Genomic DNA, 17,151 nt, shown 5'->3' with positions numbered 1-17,151 from the left:
CCCCAGCGATCATCGAGACCGAGGAGGCGCTACCCACGAACCAAGCAGCCTGATGTCTCACCGGGATTGACAGGCTCCGCCTGGCCGTGCGTACCTGACGTTACGTCCGTCCTGTGAGATTACGTCCGGCCTGCACGGTGCGTGGGCTGTGTTGGGCGGACAGTCCCGGTTCGGCCGTGTGATCTTTTCGAGGGGGGCGATGTCCGCCGGGGATGTGCTGTTGCTGATCGGCGCGGGTGTGCTGGCTGGCATCACCAGCACCGTGGCCGGGTTGGCCTCGCTGGTGTCGTATCCGGCGTTGCTGGCGACCGGGCTGTCGCCGCTGGCCGCCAATGTCACCAATACGTCCGCGTTGCTGTTCGTCGCGGTCGGGGCGGGTGTCGGCTCGCGACCGGAACTGGTCGGCCAGGGCGCTCGGCTTCGCCGGTACGGCGTGGCGATGTTCCTCGGTGGGGCGGTGGGTGCGGCGCTGCTGCTCGCGCCGCCCGCGTCCGCCTTCGAACGGGTGGTACCGGTGCTGATCGCCGGCTCGGCGGTGGTGCTGTGGCTGCAACCGTCGATTCTGGCGCGGCGGCGCGCCGATGCGGCCGAGGGCGGGCCGGTGGTCTTCGGGCTGGTCCTGCTCACCGGCGTCTACCTGGGCTACTTCGGTGCCGGTGGAGGGATCGCGCTGCTGGCCGCGCTCGCGGTGGCGATACCGGAGCCGCTGGTGCGGGTGAACGCGTTGAAGAACGTCGTGTCGGGGTTCGCGAACGTGGTCGCCGCGGCGACGTTCGCGGTCTTCGGGCCCGTCCGGTGGCTGTCGGTGCTGCCGCTGGCGGCCGGACTGCTGGTCGGCGGCGCCGTTGGGCCGTCACTTGTGCGACGGCTGCCACCCGGCCTGCTGCGAGCACTGGTCGGGCTTGCCGCCCTCGGCCTCGCGACGAGCCTCGCCCTGGACGCCTACCGCTGAGCCCACCCGCACCGGCCCGCACCCGCCCGCGGATATGGCTGAGCCCCGGAGACCTCTGGGAGGTTCCGGGGCTCAGGCCACCGCGCTCGCGCCTGCCGGCAGGGTGTGCCTACCGGCAGGGCATGCCTGCCGGCGCGGCTCGTGACTGCTGCCTACTCGCTGGACTTGGCGAGGTCGACCGGCGGGGCGTCGGGCACCTCGACCGGCTTCGTCTCGCCGCGGAAGATGAACTTCGCGTCCTCTCCCTCGCCTTCGACGTCGCCGACGACGATCTCGCCCGGCTTCAGCGTGCCGTACAGGATCTTCTCGGACAGGACGTCCTCGATCTCCCGCTGGATCGTCCGGCGCAGCGGCCGGGCGCCGAGCACCGGGTCGTAGCCCTTCTTCGCCAGCAGCGCCTTGGCCGCGGACGTGAGCTCGAGGGCCATGTCCTTGTTCTTGAGCTGGGTGTCGACCCGGGCCAGCATGAGATCGACGATCTGGATGATCTCGACCTCGGACAGCTGGTGGAAGACGATGATGTCGTCGATCCGGTTCAGGAACTCGGGCCGGAAGTGCTGCTTGAGCTCGTCCTGGACCTTGGCCTTCATCCGCTCGTAGTCGACCGCGCCCTGACCGGTGGCGAAGCCGATGCCCGGGCCCTTGGAGATGTCACGGGTGCCCAGGTTCGACGTCATGATCAGGACGGTGTTCTTGAAGTCGACCAGCCGGCCCTGGGAGTCGGTCAGGCGACCGTCCTCCAGGATCTGCAGGAGCGTGTTGAAGACGTCGGGGTGGGCCTTCTCGACCTCGTCGAACAGGACGACCGAGAACGGCTTGCGCCGGACCCGCTCGGTGAGCTGGCCACCCTCCTCGTAGCCGACATATCCGGGCGGGGAGCCCACCAGCCGCGAGACGGTGTGCTTCTCCATGTACTCGGACATGTCGAGCTGGATGAGGGAGTCCTCGTCGCCAAAGAGGAACTCGGCGAGCGTCTTGGACAGCTCGGTCTTACCGACACCGGACGGGCCGGCGAAGATGAACGAGCCACCGGGACGCTTGGGGTCCTTCAGACCGGCACGGGTACGCCGGATGGCCTGGGAGACGGCCTTGATGGCCTGCTGCTGGCCGATGACGCGCCGGTGCAGCTCGTCCTCCATGCGCAGCAGACGCGCGGTCTCCTCCTCGGTGAGCTTGAAGACCGGGATGCCCGTCCAGATGGCCAGGACCTCGGCGATCTCCTCGTCGCCCACCTCGGCGACGACGTCCATGTCGCCGGCCTTCCACTCCTTCTCCCGCTTGGCCTTCTCCGACAGGAGGGTCTTCTCCTTGTCGCGCAGCGAGGCGGCCTTCTCGAAGTCCTGCGCGTCGATCGCCGACTCCTTGTCCCGGCGGACGTTCGCGATGCGCTCGTCGAACTCGCGCAGGTCCGGCGGGGCGGTCATCCGGCGGATACGCATCCGGGAGCCGGCCTCGTCGATCAGGTCGATCGCCTTGTCCGGCAGGAAGCGGTCGGAGATGTAGCGGTCGGCCAGCGACGCGGCGGCGACCAGCGCGGTGTCGGTGATCGACACCCGGTGGTGAGCCTCGTACCGGTCGCGCAGGCCCTTGAGGATCTCGATGGTGTGCGCCACCGACGGCTCCGCGACCTGGATCGGCTGGAAACGGCGCTCGAGCGCCGCGTCCTTCTCCAGGTGCTTGCGGTACTCGTCGAGCGTGGTCGCGCCGATGGTCTGCAGCTCACCGCGGGCGAGCATCGGCTTGAGGATGGAGGCGGCGTCGATCGCGCCCTCGGCGGCACCCGCGCCGACGAGCGTGTGCAGCTCGTCGATGAACAGGATGATGTCGCCGCGGGTGCGGATCTCCTTGAGGACCTTCTTCAGCCGCTCCTCGAAGTCACCGCGGTAGCGGGACCCGGCGACGAGCGCGCCGAGATCGAGGGTGTAGAGCTGCTTGTCCTTGAGGGTCTCGGGCACCTCGCCCTTGACGATCGCCTGTGCCAGGCCCTCGACGACGGCGGTCTTGCCGACGCCGGGCTCGCCGATCAGCACCGGGTTGTTCTTGGTGCGGCGCGACAGCACCTGCATGACGCGCTCGATCTCCTTCTCGCGCCCGATGACCGGGTCGAGCTTGGACTCGCGCGCCGCCGCGGTGAGGTTGCGGCCGAACTGGTCGAGCACCAGAGACGTGGACGGGGTGCCCTCGGCGGGAGCGCCGGAGGTCGCCGTCTCGCCCTTGCCCTGGTAGCCGGACAGGAGCTGGATGACCTGCTGGCGCACCCGGTTGAGGTCCGCGCCCAGCTTGACGAGCACCTGGGCCGCGACACCCTCACCCTCGCGGATGAGCCCGAGCAGGATGTGTTCGGTGCCGATGTAGTTGTGGCCGAGCTGCAGGGCCTCCCGAAGCGACAGCTCCAGGACCTTCTTCGCGCGTGGCGTGAACGGGATGTGCCCGCTCGGCGCCTGCTGGCCCTGGCCGATGATCTCTTCGACCTGGGACCGCACACCCTCAAGGGAGATGCCGAGGGACTCGAGGGCCTTGGCAGCTACGCCCTCACCCTCGTGGATCAGTCCGAGCAGGATGTGCTCGGTCCCGATGTAGTTGTGGTTGAGCATCCTGGCCTCTTCTTGGGCCAGGACGACGACCCGACGTGCCCGGTCGGTGAATCTCTCGAACATGTGCGCTCCTTCGAGCTGCGACCGACCACACGACAGCCGGTATCCGCATGCTAGCTCCGCCGAGGCATGTCCTCACGCATCGAACAGAAACCTACCCGCCGACTCCGACCTCTTCGTTGAGCCCGGACGACCGGCACGAAGGCCGGCACGACCAGCGGAGACGCTTAGGGCAACCGTGGCCGACCAGCCATGATTCCGTCACGCCGTTCCGCCAAGAGCAGAACGACAGGTGCCGGACGGCGCCGGTGCGACCCCGGCTTCAGGGCCTGCCGGGCGCTCTTTCCGCCCGGCGCGAAATCCGGCCTGTCGTCACTGACGGTAGTGCAAATCCGGCTGCACTCTGATGTGGCGCATATCATAAAGATTGCATTTTGTAATTATTAAACTTCGCTACGTGCCCGTCTGGTGATGGTCGCGCGGTGGTCGCACCGTGACCCGCGCAGCCGCCAGATCCGTCTGGAGCCCCGGAACCGCCTGGAGGCCGGATCCGTACGGCGGTTCCCCGCGCACGGGCGGAGGGACATGCCGTTGCCGTACTACTTTACGTGCGTCGATGCCGATCGTTACCTTGATGTTGTCTCATACGGCGAGCCCGCCCTCACCCTGAGTGTCAATCCAGGTGCGCATCCGCTGCTCTCGATCGGCATCGCCGGTGAACGGGCAGGTGGTGCAGTACTCCGCGTCCAGCCGGTGAGCCAGGCAGCAGGAGCCGCGGCGCATACCGATGTAGGTCCGGCCGCGGTGGACGAACTCCTGCCACCGCGGCCGGGCGAGCATCGTCGGCGCCGCCAGCGCGAAGAACGCGTCTGCCTCGTCCCGCCCCGTCATGGGATCGCCGGTCGCCCGCTCGGTGAGCAGGAAGGCCCGCGCGCACTGCGCCGCGGCCGCCCCCCACAGCGCCGGCCGGCCCAGGCGCACCATCGACCGCAGGTGCCGCAGGAACGGGTCGAGGTGCGCCAGGATCTCCTCGACCAGGACCGCGCGCAGTTCGGTCGCGGTCTCGACCACGCGAATCCCACCGCCGGGGGGCGCCGTGGGCGCGCCGGCGGCGCCGAGCTGGCCCGTGGCGCCCGCGAGTGTCGGTGGGGCCCCGAGGCCGGGTATCGCCCCCAGCCCGGGCGCCGGTGCCAGCCCGGGCCTCGCCGGAGCGAGGCCGGCGGCCAGGGGGTCGTTGGCCAGTGCCGTGGCGACCGGGCGGTACAGCGCTGTGCGGTCGAACCAGCCGCTGTCCGGAACGCTCAGGGCCACCTGCGCGGGGGTGAGGTCCGGCACCCGGCGCAACAGGACGTAGGACGCGATGGCCGGGCCGACGACCGCGGCCGAGTACCAGTTGGCCAGATAGCTGGCCGCGACCTCGGCGCTCGCGCCCGGGTTGGCCGCCGTGACGCGGGCCAGGGACTCGGCCACCCCGGCCTGGGTGGTCAGCTCCGCACAGTTCACCCAGGGCGCCCCGGCCGGTACGCCGAAGTGGAGCCCGCGGGGAGCGAGGGACTCGACGATCGCGGAGGGTACGGACCAGACCGGGGCGCCACCCGTGCGGCCGTCCCGGGGTGTGGTCGCGGTCGCGACCCCGGTGATCGGCTCCCGTGCGGGTGTCGACGGCGACATGGGAAGGAGCATGGGGTTAGGTAAGCCTAACTTCACGGCCCTGTCAAACGATGCGCGCCGGAGGTGCCACGTGGCGCCCGGACTTTCGGGGATGTCGCGCCGCACGTGGCGGCCCCTGTGACGGCCCCCGGGGGTCGCTGGTGGCCGTCCCGTCCGGTGGGGATGTGACGAACATCATCGTCATCGGCGAGGACCGGTCGCTGTGGACAGTACGTGATTCTCCCTGCTCGGAACGCGTGATGCATCCCGACAGGCCCGATCAGCGGTCGTGGGCGTCCAGATACCGACTTACGGTCTTCGCGATCGCGAGCTGGCCGTCGGCATTCGGATGGGCGCTGAGGTCACGGGCCGGGGCGAACACGCTGATCGGGGCGACCCACGAGTCCTTTGTGCACAACTCGTGCCCGCGCAGGGCACGATCGGTCGAAACGTACTCGACGCCGGCCTTGGCGGCCGATTGCCGGATCACCTGGTTCAGCAGGCTGTTGAGCCTGGTCAGCTGGCCGCGTTCGGAGTTGCTGAGCCAGCGGCAGGTGTTCTTGCTCTGGCTGGACGGAATAATGCTCGGATAGCCGACGACGAGTATCCGGGAGTCCGGGGCGGCGACCTTCATGGCCTTGTAACTGGCCACCAGGAGGTCGGGCAGCTCCTTGCTGACGTAATCGCGCTCGTATTTGTCGTTTCCGGTCCAGAAGCACTTCCACGTGTAGCAGCTCACGATGACCCGGCTGAAGCCGGCGTCGTTGCCGCCGATCGTGATGGTGACGACGTCCGGTGCGGGACTGGCCTCCCGCAACTGGGTTATCTGGGGTAGTTCGCCCCGGAATGGTGAGGTCAGTGCCTCGGTGGTGGCGCCGGCGCAGGCGGCGAACACGTCGATCGAGATCGAGGGGTCGAGCGTGGTCAGCAGCCGTGGCCAGGCCTGCGCGCTGTGCCGACAGCGCGGATCGACGGTGTCGAACGGTGGGGTTCCCTCACCGGAGGAATACGAGTCGCCCAGCGCCGCGAGGGTACGGGGCTCGGTGGGTGCGGCGGCGGAGGCCGGTTCGCCCCAACCGGCGGAGACCGTAGCCGTGATGGCGAAAATCACCAGCGCCAGGATGAGCCGAACGGGCCGGTTGGGGTATCTCTCGACAAATGTCCGGCGACCGAGCCGGCGCCCGGAGCAGGTCGCCACTTCTCGGTCCCGCATAGTCTCGAATGGTAACTGCTCCGCCGGGCCGTGCACCTGCGGATCTGACCCGATGTCAGCTGTCCGACGCCGGGCGGCCAAAAACAGCGGCCGGGGGCCGGGTGGCACGTACCCACCCGGCCGAACGGCCAAGCACGGAAGGCACCTTCGGGTGCTGCCGGCAGTGCTCCCCAATAGCGGCCGATGGCCGAATTCAGCGGTTCTTCTCGAACACCAGTCGCAGACCGATGAGGGTCAGATGTGGTTCGTGCTGGTCGAGTGTTTCGCTTTCCTTCAGTACCAGTGAGGCGAGTCCACCGGTGGCGATGGCGGTCGCGTGGGTGCCCAGCTCCGCGCGGATGCGCCGGACCAGCCCGTCCACCTGCCCGGCGACACCGTAGATCATCCCGGACTGCAGGGCCTCGACGGTGCCCCGTCCGATGACCGAGCGGGGCGGGACGAGCTCGACCTTGCGCAGCTGGGCGGCCCGGTTGGCCAGCGCGTCCAGGGCGATCTCGATGCCGGGGGCGAGGGCCCCGCCGACGAACTCCCCACGCTCCGAGACCACATCCAGGTTCGTCGACGTACCGAAGTCGACCACGATCGCCGGACCGCCGTACAGGTGATAGGCGGCGAGCGTGTTCATGATCCGGTCGGCGCCGGCTTCCTTCGGGTTGTCGATCAGGATGGGCACGCCGGTGCGGGTGCCGGGTTCGACGATGACCACCGGCAGATCGCGGTAGGCCCGCACGACCATCCGGCGCAGCTCGCGCAGCGCCGCCGGCACCGTCGAGCAGATCGACACGCCGGAGATCTCGTAGTCGCCCAGCAGACCCCGGTAGAGCAGCACGAGTTCGTCCGAGGTGGAGTGCGGATCGGTGCGCACCCGCCACGAGTCGACGAGGGTGTCACCCGCGAACACCCCGACGACCGTGTTGGTGTTGCCGACGTCGATGGCGAGCAGCATCAGCCCTCCCGTAGGTCGAGGCCGAGGTCCAGGGCCGGCGCCGAGTGGGTCAGCGCACCGACCGCAAGATAGTCCACTCCGGTCGCCGCGACCTCGGCCGCCACCGCGAGGCTCAGGCCCCCGCTGGCCTCGAGGCGCACACCCGCCGGCCGGGCGATCGCCACCGACGCGCGCAGCTCCCGCGGACCCATGTTGTCGCACAGGATGAGATCGGCCCCGGCCGCCACGGCCTCGGCGACCTGCTCGACGGTGTCGCACTCGACCTCGACCGAAAGCCGCGGGAACCGGGCCCGGACCGCGGCGAACGCCGCCGTGACCCCACCGGCCGCGACGACATGGTTGTCCTTGATCAGCGCCGCGTCGGACAGCGACATCCGGTGGTTGACACCGCCGCCGCACCGCACCGCGTACTTCTCCAGGGCGCGCAGCCCCGGCAGCGTCTTGCGGGTGTCGCGGATGGCCGCGCCGGTGCCGGCGACCGCGTCCACCCAGGTCCGGGTGAGGGTGGCGACGCCGCTGAGGTGGCACAGCAGGTTCAGCGCGGTCCGTTCGGCGGTGAGCAGCCCCCGCACCGGGCCGTTGACCTGGGCCACGGCCTGGCCGGGGATGATGCGGTCCCCGTCGGCGGCGGTGAGAGTGACAGTCACCGCGCGGCCGAGCACGGTCTCGAACACGGCGGCGACGACCGGCAGCCCCGCCACCGTCCCCGCCGCCCGGCTGACCAGGGCACCGTGCCCGACCAGCGCGGCATCGACGGTCGCGGCCGAGGTGGCGTCGAGGGCGCCGGGTGGTTCGGTGGCGCCACCGCTGGCCCCGGTCGGTCCCATGGTGGCGGCGCCGGGGTCCGCGGTGGGGTCGGCGGTCCAGCCGGGCAGGTCCTCGGCCAGGGCGAGACCGATGACGGCGACCACCTGGTCGGCGTCCAGACCGGCCGCGGCCAGCTGACTGCGCGTACCCGGCGACAGCCGTCCGGCGTGCACGGGCGGCCCGGGCTGGAAGCCGTGGCCGGGCTGGGAGCCCTGGGAGCCCTGGTCGGGCTGGGGGCTCTGGCCGGTGGGGGAGCGCAGGGTCGCCGGGCCGGGGGCGTGCGGGGCGGTCATGACCCGGTCCAGGCGGGTTCGGCGGTCGGCTGGGCGGGTGCGATGGCTTCGATCTCCACGACGAGCTCCCCTTCGGGACCGAGCCGGGTGAGGACCCGGCCGAGCCAGTGCGCGTCGTCGCGTTCGCCGAAGTCCTCCCGCCAGTGTGAGCCGCGGGTCTCGGTACGGGCGGCGGCGGCGGCGACCAGCGCCGTCGCGACGGTGCGCAGGTTCGTCATCTCCCAGGCCGGCGGGCCCGCGGTCACCGTGGCGCCGCTGACCCGCAGATCACCGAGGCCGGCGAGGACCTTGGCGCTCGCGCGCAGACTCTCGGCGCTGCGCAGCACGCCGGCGCCGTCGGTCATCGTCCGGGCCAGGTCGGCCCGTTCGGTCGGGTCGGTCAGTCCGCTGCCCCGCCCCACCACGGGTGCGGCCGGGACGACGTCGCGCTGCCGACGCGCCCCACCGCCAGCACCGCCACCGGTGCCGTCGCCGGACTGCCCGGCGATGTGGCTGGCGATCCGCGCGGCGAACACCAGCCCCTCGAGCAGGCTGTTGGACGCCAGCCGGTTCGCACCGTGCACACCGGTGCAGGCCACCTCACCGCACGCGTACAGCCCCGGGACGGTGGTGCGTCCCCACAGGTCGGTGCGGACCCCACCGGAGGCGTAGTGGGCGGCCGGCGCGACCGGGATCGGCATGCTCACCGGGTCGACGCCGAACGACCGGCACCGGGCGGTGATCGACGGGAACCGCCCCTCGATCATCCGCGCGCCGAGGCCACGGGCGTCCAGGTAGAGATGGTCGACCCCCTGGGCGGCCATCACCCGTGACATCTGCTTGGCCACGACGTCGCGTGGTGCGAGGTCGGCCAGCGGATGCGCGCCGGCCATCACCCGTCCCCCGGCGGCGTCGACCAGCACCGCGCCCTCGCCCCGCATCGCCTCGCTGACCAGCGGCTGCTGCCCGTCGGCTGACGCGGCGGCCCGGGCGTTCTCGGCCGCGCCGTGGCCGGGTGGCACCCACAGCGCCGTCGGATGGAACTGGACGAACTCCAGGTCGGCGACCACCGCGCCGGCCCGCAACGCCAACGCCACCCCGTCGCCGGTGGACACCCGCGGGTTCGTCGTCGACGCGAAGATCTGGCCCATCCCGCCGGTCGCGAGCACCACGTGCGGGGCGGTGACCGCCCCGACGCCGTCCTGGCTGCCCGCGCCGAGCACGTGCAGGGTCGCCCCGGCGGCCCGGCCGTCCGCGTCCAGCAGCAGATCGAGGACGAGGGCGTTCTCGATCACCTCGATCGCCGGGTCGGCCCGCACCGCGGCGATCAGCGCCCGTTCCACCTCGAGACCGGTGGCGTCACCGCCGGCGTGGACGATCCGGTTACGCAGATGGCCACCCTCGCGGGTCAGTGCGAACGAGCCGTCGGCGGCCCGGTCGAACCGGGCACCGAGTTCGGCGAGTTCCCGGACCCGCGCCGGCCCCTCGTCCACGAGCACCCGGGCGGCCGCGACGTCGCACAGCCCCACCCCGGCGACGAGCGTGTCGGTGAGATGGTCGGCGGGTGAGTCCTCGGCGGCCAGCGCCGCGGCGATCCCGCCCTGGGCCCAACGGGTGGAACCGGCGTCCAGCTGGGCCTTCGTGACCAGCAGGACACGGGCGGCGGGCAGCTCGCGGCGCGCGTGCAGCACGGTGGTCAGGCCCGCGATCCCCGACCCGATGACGACGATGTCAGCGGCGCGGCTCCACCCCGGGCGGGGTGCGCCGAGCCGGCAGGGCAGCACTATCACCGGGTGGCCAGGACCGATCGGCTGACCGGGACGGCACCGGCGCCGGCGCCGGCCGCGTTCGCCGGCACCGTGAGGTCGCCGCGCAGGCTGGCCGGGTCATGCGGCAGCGCCTCGGCGGGGTCGCCACCCTGACCGATGATGCGGTTCTCGGCGTCGACGAACAGCACCCGCGGGACGTACCGGCGTGCCTCGGCGTCCTCCATCATCCCGTAGGCGATGATGATGACCAGGTCACCCGGGTGCACCAGCCGGGCCGCGGCCCCGTTGATGCCGATCACCCCGCTACCGGCCGGCCCCGGGATGGCGTAGGTCTCCAACCGGGCACCGTTGTTGATGTCCACGATCGTCACCTGCTCGCCGGGCAACAGGTCCGCCGCCTCGAGCAGGTCGGAGTCGATCGTGACCGAGCCCACGTAGTTCAGGTCGGCCTGGGTCACCGTAGCTCGATGGATCTTGGCGGTCAGCATGGTGCGCAACACGGTCAGGCCCCCTGACGGTCGGCGGGGAGAACGGGTTCGGCGGTGCGAGTCGGTTCGGCGGTGCGCGCGGGTTCGGGGCGTTCGGCGCCCTGGGCGGGCACCGTGACGTCGGCCGACAGCTCGAGCGGGACATTGTCGATCAGACGGGTGCTGCCCACACGGGCCGCGACGAGCAGCAGCGCCGGCCCGGCCCGCACCGGCCCGAGATCATCCGGGCTGGCGAGCGTCAGGTAGTCGACCTGGACTCCCGTCGCCGCGTCGAGCACGTCGCGGGCGGCCGCGAGCACCTGCGGCGCCGCGCCGCCGGCGGCGGCCGCGGCCTGTCCGGCCCGCAGCGCGCCGGACAGTGCCAGCGCGTCCTGACGCTGACTCGGCGAAAGGTAGACGTTGCGGCTCGAACGGGCGAGCCCGTCGGCCTCGCGGACGGTCTCCACTCCGATCACCTTCACACCGAAGGCCAGATCGGCGACCATCCGCCGGATGCACACCAGCTGCTGGGCGTCCTTGCGTCCGAAGAACGCCAGGTCCGCCCGGACCAGATGCAGCATGGTCGCCACCAGGGTCAGCATCCCGTCGAAATGACCCGGTCGGGACGCCCCCTCCAGCACCTCGCCCAGCGGACCGGCGCTCAGCTGGACCAGGGGTGGCGTCTCGTGCACCACGGTCGGCGCGAAGACGACGTCCACCCCCTCCCGGGCGCAGATCGCCAGATCGGCCTCGAGGGTCCTCGGATATCGATCCAGATCCTCACCGGCGCCGAACTGCAGGGGATTGACGTAGATGGTCGCGACCACCTGGTCGGCCTGTGCCCGCGCCGCCCGCAACAGGCTGGCGTGCCCCTCGTGCAGCGCCCCCATGGTCATCACGACCGCCCTGGTGGACGGGGGAGCCCCCTGGGCCGGGCCGGCGGCGGTAGGCGGGAGCGCGGCGAGCGCGGCGAGCGCGGCGTGTAGCGAGGCCCGGTCCCGGGCGACTACCGGCGGACGAAGCCGCTGGTCACAGTCCCGTTCGGGCGCGGAGGAAAGATCGATGATCATGACTTCTCGTTCCAGTCCTCGGGTGGGTACCGGACGTCGAGCGACACTGTAACTCGCCTGCAATGGTTCCCGCGACCCACTGTGACCCGCACTGCGCCGAGCTGCATCGCCCTGTGTCGTCCTATGGCGATCTCGAGAACTGTTTCCAGTATTTTCCTTTTGTCTTATTCGGCTTTTTTGGTGTTCTTGTCGTCCCCGCTCGGACGCCTGACACGACGACCGCCGGCCGGACCGACAGCGAGGCCGGTCCGGCCGGCGGCCGGTGCGATGCGGTGCGGCGAGATGGCTGGATGTGGCAGGAACAGTCGGGTGGTCGCGGGTGGCTTCCGGATCAGGCGGGGGGAGCCCACCACCGGGGCGTGGCACGGTGCTGGGCCGGGGTGGGCCGGGCGCAGGGCCGTGGCGGGCAGGACGGGAACGTCCAGGCCGGGGGTCGGGAGCCTGGAACCGCGCGGGCCGAAGGCACCCAGGTCAGGGTCGCCCAGGTCGGGGTGGGACTGGTCAGGGTGGGACGGGGCGTGGCCGGACGGGTCGTGGTCGTGCGGGTTGGCGAGGTCCTGCCACACGCGGTTCTCCAGCAGGGTGAGCACGGCGGGCATGAGGATCACGCGGATGAGGGTGGCGTCCAGCAGGATGGCGGCGCCGAGGCCGACGCCGAGCTGCTTCATGCTGACCTGGGAGAGCGTCGCGAAGATCGAGAAGACGGCGACCATGATGACGGCGGCGCTGGTCACGACCCCGGCGCTGCGGCGCACACCGACGGTCACCGCGTCCCGCATGGGCAGGCCGGCCTGGCGGGCCTCCCGCACCCGGCTGAGCACGAAGACCTGGTAGTCCATCGACAGGCCGAACAGGATCACGAACAGCATCAGGGGCAGCCAGATGGTGATCGCCCCGGTGGAGGTGTAGCCGAGCAGGCCGTCGGCCCAGTGATGCTGGAAGACGGCGGCGAGCAGGCCGTACGCGGCGCCGACGGAGAGCAGGTTCAGTCCGACGGCGACCGCGGCGACCAGGGCGCTGCGGAACGCGGCCAGCAGCAGCACGAACGCGAGCACCAGCACGAAGGCGATGATCAGCGGCGTACGGGTGTGCAGGCGGTCGTTGAAGTCCACGGAGCCGGCGGTGGGGCCGGTGACGTCCGCGTGCAGGTTCACCGCGGCCGCCGCGATCGTCGCCGGGATCACCGTGGTGCGCAGTTCGTGCAGGGCCCGGACCGACACACCGTCGGTGCCGCTGCCCGCGACCGGGATCGAGACCTTCGCGACCTGCTGGTCGGGGGTGTACGTGACCTGCACCGGTTCGAACATCTGGCCGGTGGTGGTCGCCCGTCGGCGCAGGTCGTCAAGGGCGCGTTGCGCCGCCGGGGTAGTCAGGGCGGAGCCGTCCGTGCTGGAGACGACGACGGACGCCGCGACCTGGCCGCCGGGGAAGGCCGCTGACAGCCGCTCGTACGTCGCCATGATCGGCAGCTTGCGGGGGATGTCGTCGACGCCGGGCTCGGCGGTGTGCATCCCGAGCGCCGGCAGGGTGAGCAGGACGAGCAGCCCGCCGGTGATCGCGGCGACCGCCTTCGGCCGGCGCAGCAGCCGTCCCAGCACTCCCGGCTTCGCCAGTTCGCGCTGGTAGGCGGCCGCTGTCCGCGAGGCCGTCCCGCCGGAGGCGGAAACCGAACCGGACGCGGAGCCGCCTGCCGCCGAGTGGCCGCCGGCGCGGCGGCGACGCCAGGGCAGGCGCAGCAGTTCGACCCGGTCGCCCAGCAGGGAGAGCACGGCAGGCAGGACGGTCAGGGAGCCGAGCACGGCCACCAGCACGACGATGATCGTGCCGACGGCGACGCCGTTGAACGTCGAGATCCCGGTGAGCAGCAGACCGGCCATCGACACCGCGACGGTCAGACCGGAGATGAGCACGGCATGCCCGGACGTGTCGGCGGCGATCTCCAGGGCACGTTCGGGGCTGTTCCCGGCGGCGCGTTCCTCCCGTTCCCGGCGGATGTAGAACAGGGCGTAGTCGACGCCGACCGCGAGGCCGATCAGCAGCATCACCGAGGTGGCGGTCTCATCGGTCGGGAACGCCCGGCTGGCGAAGGCGACCAGGCCGATCGCGGCGACGAACGAGGTCAGGGCCAGCGCCATCGGGATCAGCGCGGCGACGACCGCGCCGAACACGGCGAGCAGAATGCCGAGCGTCAACGGGATCGCGAGCAGTTCGGCGCGCTTGAAGTCCTTGCCGACGGTGGCGCTGAGCGCCTTGTCGGAACTGGCGTCCCCGAACTGTTCGACGGACACGCCCGGATGCGCGGTGTGGACGGCGGCGACCGCGTCGAGCGTCGGGTCGACCTCGGCGCCGTCGCGCAGATCGAAGGTCACCAGTACCGACCGCAGGTCGTGGGAGACCAGGCCCGGATCGGTGCGCACGCCGGGCGCGGCCACGGGTGCGCGTAGTCCGGTGGCCACCCCGGTGGCCTGGATGCGGGCGGCGGTGTCGGTCAGCGCCGCGTGGATCCGCGGGTCGGCGAGCAGCGCCGACGGGTCCGCCGCGGGGGTCGCCCGCTGGATGAGGACGTTCTCGCTGTCGGTGTCGACCCAGCCGTGCGCGGTCAGGGTCTGTTCGGCTCGGCCTGACTCGCCGAGGCCCTCGTCGGCGTCGGTGAGGGTGTGGGTGCCGATCAGGCTGCCGAGGAGGATCGCGAGGACGACCCCCACCAGCCAGCCACCGACGGCCAGTCTCCGGTGGCGCACACTCCAGCGCGCCGCCCGCGCGGCGAGGTGCGTCGGCTGCCGGGACGGGCCGTCCGCCCATCCCGGCCCGGGTGCCTGACCTGGGATTTCGCCTGCTGTACGAGGTGTCGTTCGCATGGGAACGACGATCTCGTCTCGACCGTTCAAGGTCACTGCGGCGAGCTACCGAATGCCTACTGTGGCCCGCCGCCGACCGCGGACTGTGGCCTTCCGCCCTGCCGGGGTGGGGTTGTCCCCACCCCGGCCCCCGTCCGTCCGTCCAGCCGGGCCGTCCGTCCAGCGGGAGTGCGGGTCAGGCGCCGGAGAGGTAGTCCTTGAAGGAGATGCCGGTGAGGCGCTCGTAGGCCTCGACGTAGCGGGCGCGGGTCGCCTCGACGACGTCGTCCGGCAGCTCCGGGCCGGGCTCGGTCTTGTCCCAACCGGTGCTGACCAGGTAGTCCCGGATGAACTGCTTGTCGAACGACGGCTGCGAGCTGCCGGGAGCCCAGGTGTCCTCGGGCCAGAACCGGGACGAGTCGGGGGTGAGCACCTCGTCGGCCAGACGTAGGGTGCCCTCGGCATCGTGGCCGAACTCGAACTTGGTGTCGGCGAGCAGGATGCCGCGCTCGGCGGCCAGGTCGCTGGCCCGGCCGAAGATCTGCAGGGTGAGTCGCTCGAGCTCCGCGGCGAGCTCCGCGCCGACCCGGCCGGCGGCGTCGTCCCGGCTGATGTTCTCGTCGTGCTGGCCGATCGGTGCCTTCGTGGACGGGGTGTAGATCGTCGTGGGCAGCTTGCTGCCGTCGACCAGGCCTTCGGGCAGCGGGTGGCCGCTGACGGCGCCGCTGCGGTTGTAGTCCTTCAGACCGCTGCCGGTGAGGTAGCCGCGGGCCACGCACTCGATCAGCACCATGTCCAGGCGGCGGCACAGCATCGACCGGCCGCGCAGCTGCTCGGTGTACGGCGCGAGCTCGGCCGGATACTCATCCACGTTGGAACTGATGACGTGGGACGGGACGAGATCGGCGAGCTGGTCGAACCACCACAGCGACAGCCCGGTCAGCACGGCGCCCTTGTCCGGGATCTCGGTGGGCAGGACCACGTCGAACGCCGAGATCCGGTCGCTGGCGACCAGGAGCACGGCGTCGTCCCCGACGGCGAACAGCTCCCGCACCTTGCCCGAACCCAGGTGGGTGAGCCCGGCGAACTCCTCATGTGTCAGCGGCATGTCCTGACCGTACCCATCCCCACCTGCTGCTGGTTCGGTTCCACCGCGTCCGGTGAATCGCCGGCCGATGGCCGCGGCATCCCGTGTGATCGGCAGATCATGATCGATGGTGGGCCCTGTTGGGTGGCGGAGGCTGACGGGAGCAGGGCTGCGTGGACATCTGGCGCGCTTGTCTGGTCGGTGCGGGACGACCTGAGCATGGGATCTACGGGACGGTCCTGACGGCGGGGCTGATCGCCGCGCAGGATCCGAAGGTCGACCCGCTCGGGCAGATCGTCGTCGACGTCCTGATCACGGTGGCCGTGTTCTGGCTGGCCCATGGCTACGCGCACGCGGTCGCCCGGCCGCTTGGGCCCGACGAGGTGCCGGGGCCGCCGCGGCGGGGACTGCGGCTGGCCCGGTCGGCCATGGTGGAGAACTGGCCGCTGGCCCGGGCCTCGGTCCTCCCGATCGCCGTGCTGGCGCTGGTCCGGCTGCTGGGTGCGTCGATGGACGACGCGCAGGAGGCCGCGTTGTGGACCTGCGTCGTCCTGCTGACCCTGTGGGGCCTGCGGGCCGGCCAGGCCGCGGGTCTGGCCGGCTGGCGGCTGGTGCGCTACACCAGTGGCAGCGCCCTGCTCGGTGTGGTGCTCGTCGTCCTCGAGATCGCGATCCACTGAGGATCGGAAGCCGGCTCGCCGCGAGGCCAGCTGGTGCGCGCCCCGTCCCGCCCCGCCACGCCCCGCAACCGGCCTCAGAGCAAGATCGGCCTACGCGGGTCGTTGTGGGGGGCATATCGGACACGAACCGCCCCCACAACGACCCGTGTGCACCCTGCATGCCCGGTAGCCCTCGATGGCCGCGTCGCGGAGCGTGGTCATGGTCGGTGGGCGGCACTGTGCTGTCTGAACAAGCCGGCAGGGTCTCCATGTCTGACATCGTGGCCGGCTTCGGTGCGATCATCCGGAGGGAGGTTCGGATCGGACGGGGAGGGCGTGCGGACCATTGAGCGCCGAGTGGCTGGCGATGCTGCGCCGGGGCGAGGACCCGAACGTCCTGTTCCGGCTGCGTACCGGGTGGGCGGTTCTGGGAGACACCCAGCATCTTCCCGGGTACTGCGTACTGGTGCATGCGGACGACGTCGACCATCTGGCTGATCTTCCGTATGCGGATCGTTCCGCTTTCCTGTTGGATCTCTCGTTGCTCGGAGAGGCCGTCGGTCGGGTCTGCGCGGCGAACGATCCGGGTTTTCTGCGGACCAACTACGAGGTTCTCGGGAACCTCTGGCCGCATCTGCACGGCCACGTGCGTGCCCGGTACACCTGGGAGGAGGAGCGTTTCCGGGTGGGGCCCGTGTATCTGTACGGCGAGGTACGCCGCGATGCGCGCTACGCCGCCGGCCCGGCGCATGATGCCCTGCGCGCCCAGCTCACCGACAGACTTCGCGCGGTCACCCGGGAGGCCTACGGCGAGGATGAGCGTCGCCG

13 protein-coding genes are annotated in these 17,151 nt (G+C 71.2%); 3 read left to right on the top strand and 10 right to left on the bottom strand.

Annotated features, from left to right (window positions below; all coding sequences use genetic code 11):
- The first annotated feature begins 199 nt into the window (after window positions 1-199).
- Window positions 200-952 (top strand): sulfite exporter TauE/SafE family protein, encoded by a 753-nt coding sequence (locus G6R24_RS09455; RefSeq protein ID WP_163548880.1) that lies wholly within the window; start codon window positions 200-202, stop codon window positions 950-952.
- A gap of 152 nt (window positions 953-1,104) precedes the next feature.
- Here G6R24_RS09455 and G6R24_RS09450 read toward each other — a convergent pair whose 3' ends face one another.
- From G6R24_RS09450 to G6R24_RS09405, 10 genes are all read right to left on the bottom strand, one after another.
- A complete protein-coding gene (locus G6R24_RS09450; RefSeq protein WP_163548878.1) occupies window positions 1,105-3,609 on the bottom strand; it encodes an ATP-dependent Clp protease ATP-binding subunit in 2,505 nt (834 codons plus the stop codon).
- Between the two features lie 579 nt (window positions 3,610-4,188).
- Entirely contained in the window at window positions 4,189-5,217 is a 1,029-nt protein-coding gene (locus G6R24_RS09445) for a (2Fe-2S)-binding protein (RefSeq protein WP_225438322.1), read from the bottom strand.
- Between the two features lie 259 nt (window positions 5,218-5,476).
- On the bottom strand, window positions 5,477-6,445 hold the full coding sequence (locus tag G6R24_RS09440) for an SGNH/GDSL hydrolase family protein (protein ID WP_225438321.1): 969 nt from the start codon (window positions 6,443-6,445) through the stop codon (window positions 5,477-5,479).
- 157 nt (window positions 6,446-6,602) lie between these two features.
- The gene (locus tag G6R24_RS09435) at window positions 6,603-7,355 is read right to left on the bottom strand and encodes a type III pantothenate kinase (RefSeq protein ID WP_163548874.1); all 753 of its coding nucleotides are present in this window, start codon (window positions 7,353-7,355) and stop codon (window positions 6,603-6,605) included.
- Window positions 7,355-8,455 (bottom strand): carboxylating nicotinate-nucleotide diphosphorylase, encoded by a 1,101-nt coding sequence (nadC, locus tag G6R24_RS09430; RefSeq protein WP_163548872.1) that lies wholly within the window; start codon window positions 8,453-8,455, stop codon window positions 7,355-7,357. Before nadC ends, G6R24_RS09435 begins: the two co-directional genes overlap by 1 nt.
- Entirely contained in the window at window positions 8,452-10,224 is a 1,773-nt protein-coding gene (locus G6R24_RS09425; protein WP_163548870.1) for an L-aspartate oxidase, read from the bottom strand. Before G6R24_RS09425 ends, nadC begins: the two co-directional genes overlap by 4 nt.
- Window positions 10,221-10,703 (bottom strand): aspartate 1-decarboxylase, encoded by a 483-nt coding sequence (gene panD / locus G6R24_RS09420; RefSeq protein ID WP_163548868.1) that lies wholly within the window; start codon window positions 10,701-10,703, stop codon window positions 10,221-10,223. The genes G6R24_RS09425 and panD overlap by 4 nt, the downstream gene beginning before the upstream one ends.
- Window positions 10,704-10,705: 2 nt before the next feature.
- Window positions 10,706-11,740, bottom strand: coding sequence for a pantoate--beta-alanine ligase (panC, locus tag G6R24_RS09415; RefSeq protein ID WP_163548866.1), 1,035 nt, complete (start codon window positions 11,738-11,740; stop codon window positions 10,706-10,708).
- 164 nt (window positions 11,741-11,904) lie between these two features.
- Window positions 11,905-14,598 carry an MMPL family transporter gene (locus G6R24_RS09410; RefSeq protein WP_420811357.1) on the bottom strand — a complete coding sequence of 898 codons (2,694 nt, stop codon included), beginning with the start codon at window positions 14,596-14,598 and terminating at the stop codon, window positions 11,905-11,907.
- A 175-nt stretch (window positions 14,599-14,773) separates the two neighbouring features.
- Window positions 14,774-15,685 carry a phosphoribosylaminoimidazolesuccinocarboxamide synthase gene (locus G6R24_RS09405; RefSeq protein ID WP_163548864.1) on the bottom strand — a complete coding sequence of 304 codons (912 nt, stop codon included), beginning with the start codon at window positions 15,683-15,685 and terminating at the stop codon, window positions 14,774-14,776.
- Between the two features lie 152 nt (window positions 15,686-15,837).
- On the opposite strand from G6R24_RS09405, the gene G6R24_RS09400 reads away from it, so the two are divergent.
- Both G6R24_RS09400 and G6R24_RS09395 read left to right on the top strand, forming a co-directional pair.
- Window positions 15,838-16,344 carry a hypothetical protein gene (locus tag G6R24_RS09400; protein WP_163548862.1) on the top strand — a complete coding sequence of 169 codons (507 nt, stop codon included), beginning with the start codon at window positions 15,838-15,840 and terminating at the stop codon, window positions 16,342-16,344.
- Between the two features lie 325 nt (window positions 16,345-16,669).
- The coding region (locus G6R24_RS09395; protein ID WP_225438319.1) for an HIT family protein at window positions 16,670-17,151 on the top strand (482 nt) is incomplete at its 3' end.

It is taken from the genome of Candidatus Frankia nodulisporulans, from assembly GCF_902806475.1.
Classification (GTDB): domain Bacteria; phylum Actinomycetota; class Actinomycetes; order Frankiales; family Frankiaceae; genus Frankia; species Frankia umida.
The sequence above is the reverse complement of the archived record's forward strand: the minus strand, read 5'-3'. Positions and strand labels throughout refer to the sequence as shown.

Coding starts and splice junctions, on each gene's coding strand:
- G6R24_RS09455 (WP_163548880.1), top strand. CDS start 200: ATGTCCGCCGGGGATGTGCTGTTGCTGATCGGCGCGGGTGTGCTGGCT.
- G6R24_RS09450 (WP_163548878.1), bottom strand. CDS start 3,609: ATGTTCGAGAGATTCACCGACCGGGCACGTCGGGTCGTCGTCCTGGCC.
- G6R24_RS09445 (WP_225438322.1), bottom strand. CDS start 5,217: ATGTCGCCGTCGACACCCGCACGGGAGCCGATCACCGGGGTCGCGACC.
- G6R24_RS09435 (WP_163548874.1), bottom strand. CDS start 7,355: ATGCTGCTCGCCATCGACGTCGGCAACACCAACACGGTCGTCGGGGTG.
- nadC (WP_163548872.1), bottom strand. CDS start 8,455: ATGACCGCCCCGCACGCCCCCGGCCCGGCGACCCTGCGCTCCCCCACC.
- panC (WP_163548866.1), bottom strand. CDS start 11,740: ATGATCATCGATCTTTCCTCCGCGCCCGAACGGGACTGTGACCAGCGG.
- G6R24_RS09410 (WP_420811357.1), bottom strand. CDS start 14,598: ATGCGAACGACACCTCGTACAGCAGGCGAAATCCCAGGTCAGGCACCC.
- G6R24_RS09405 (WP_163548864.1), bottom strand. CDS start 15,685: ATGCCGCTGACACATGAGGAGTTCGCCGGGCTCACCCACCTGGGTTCG.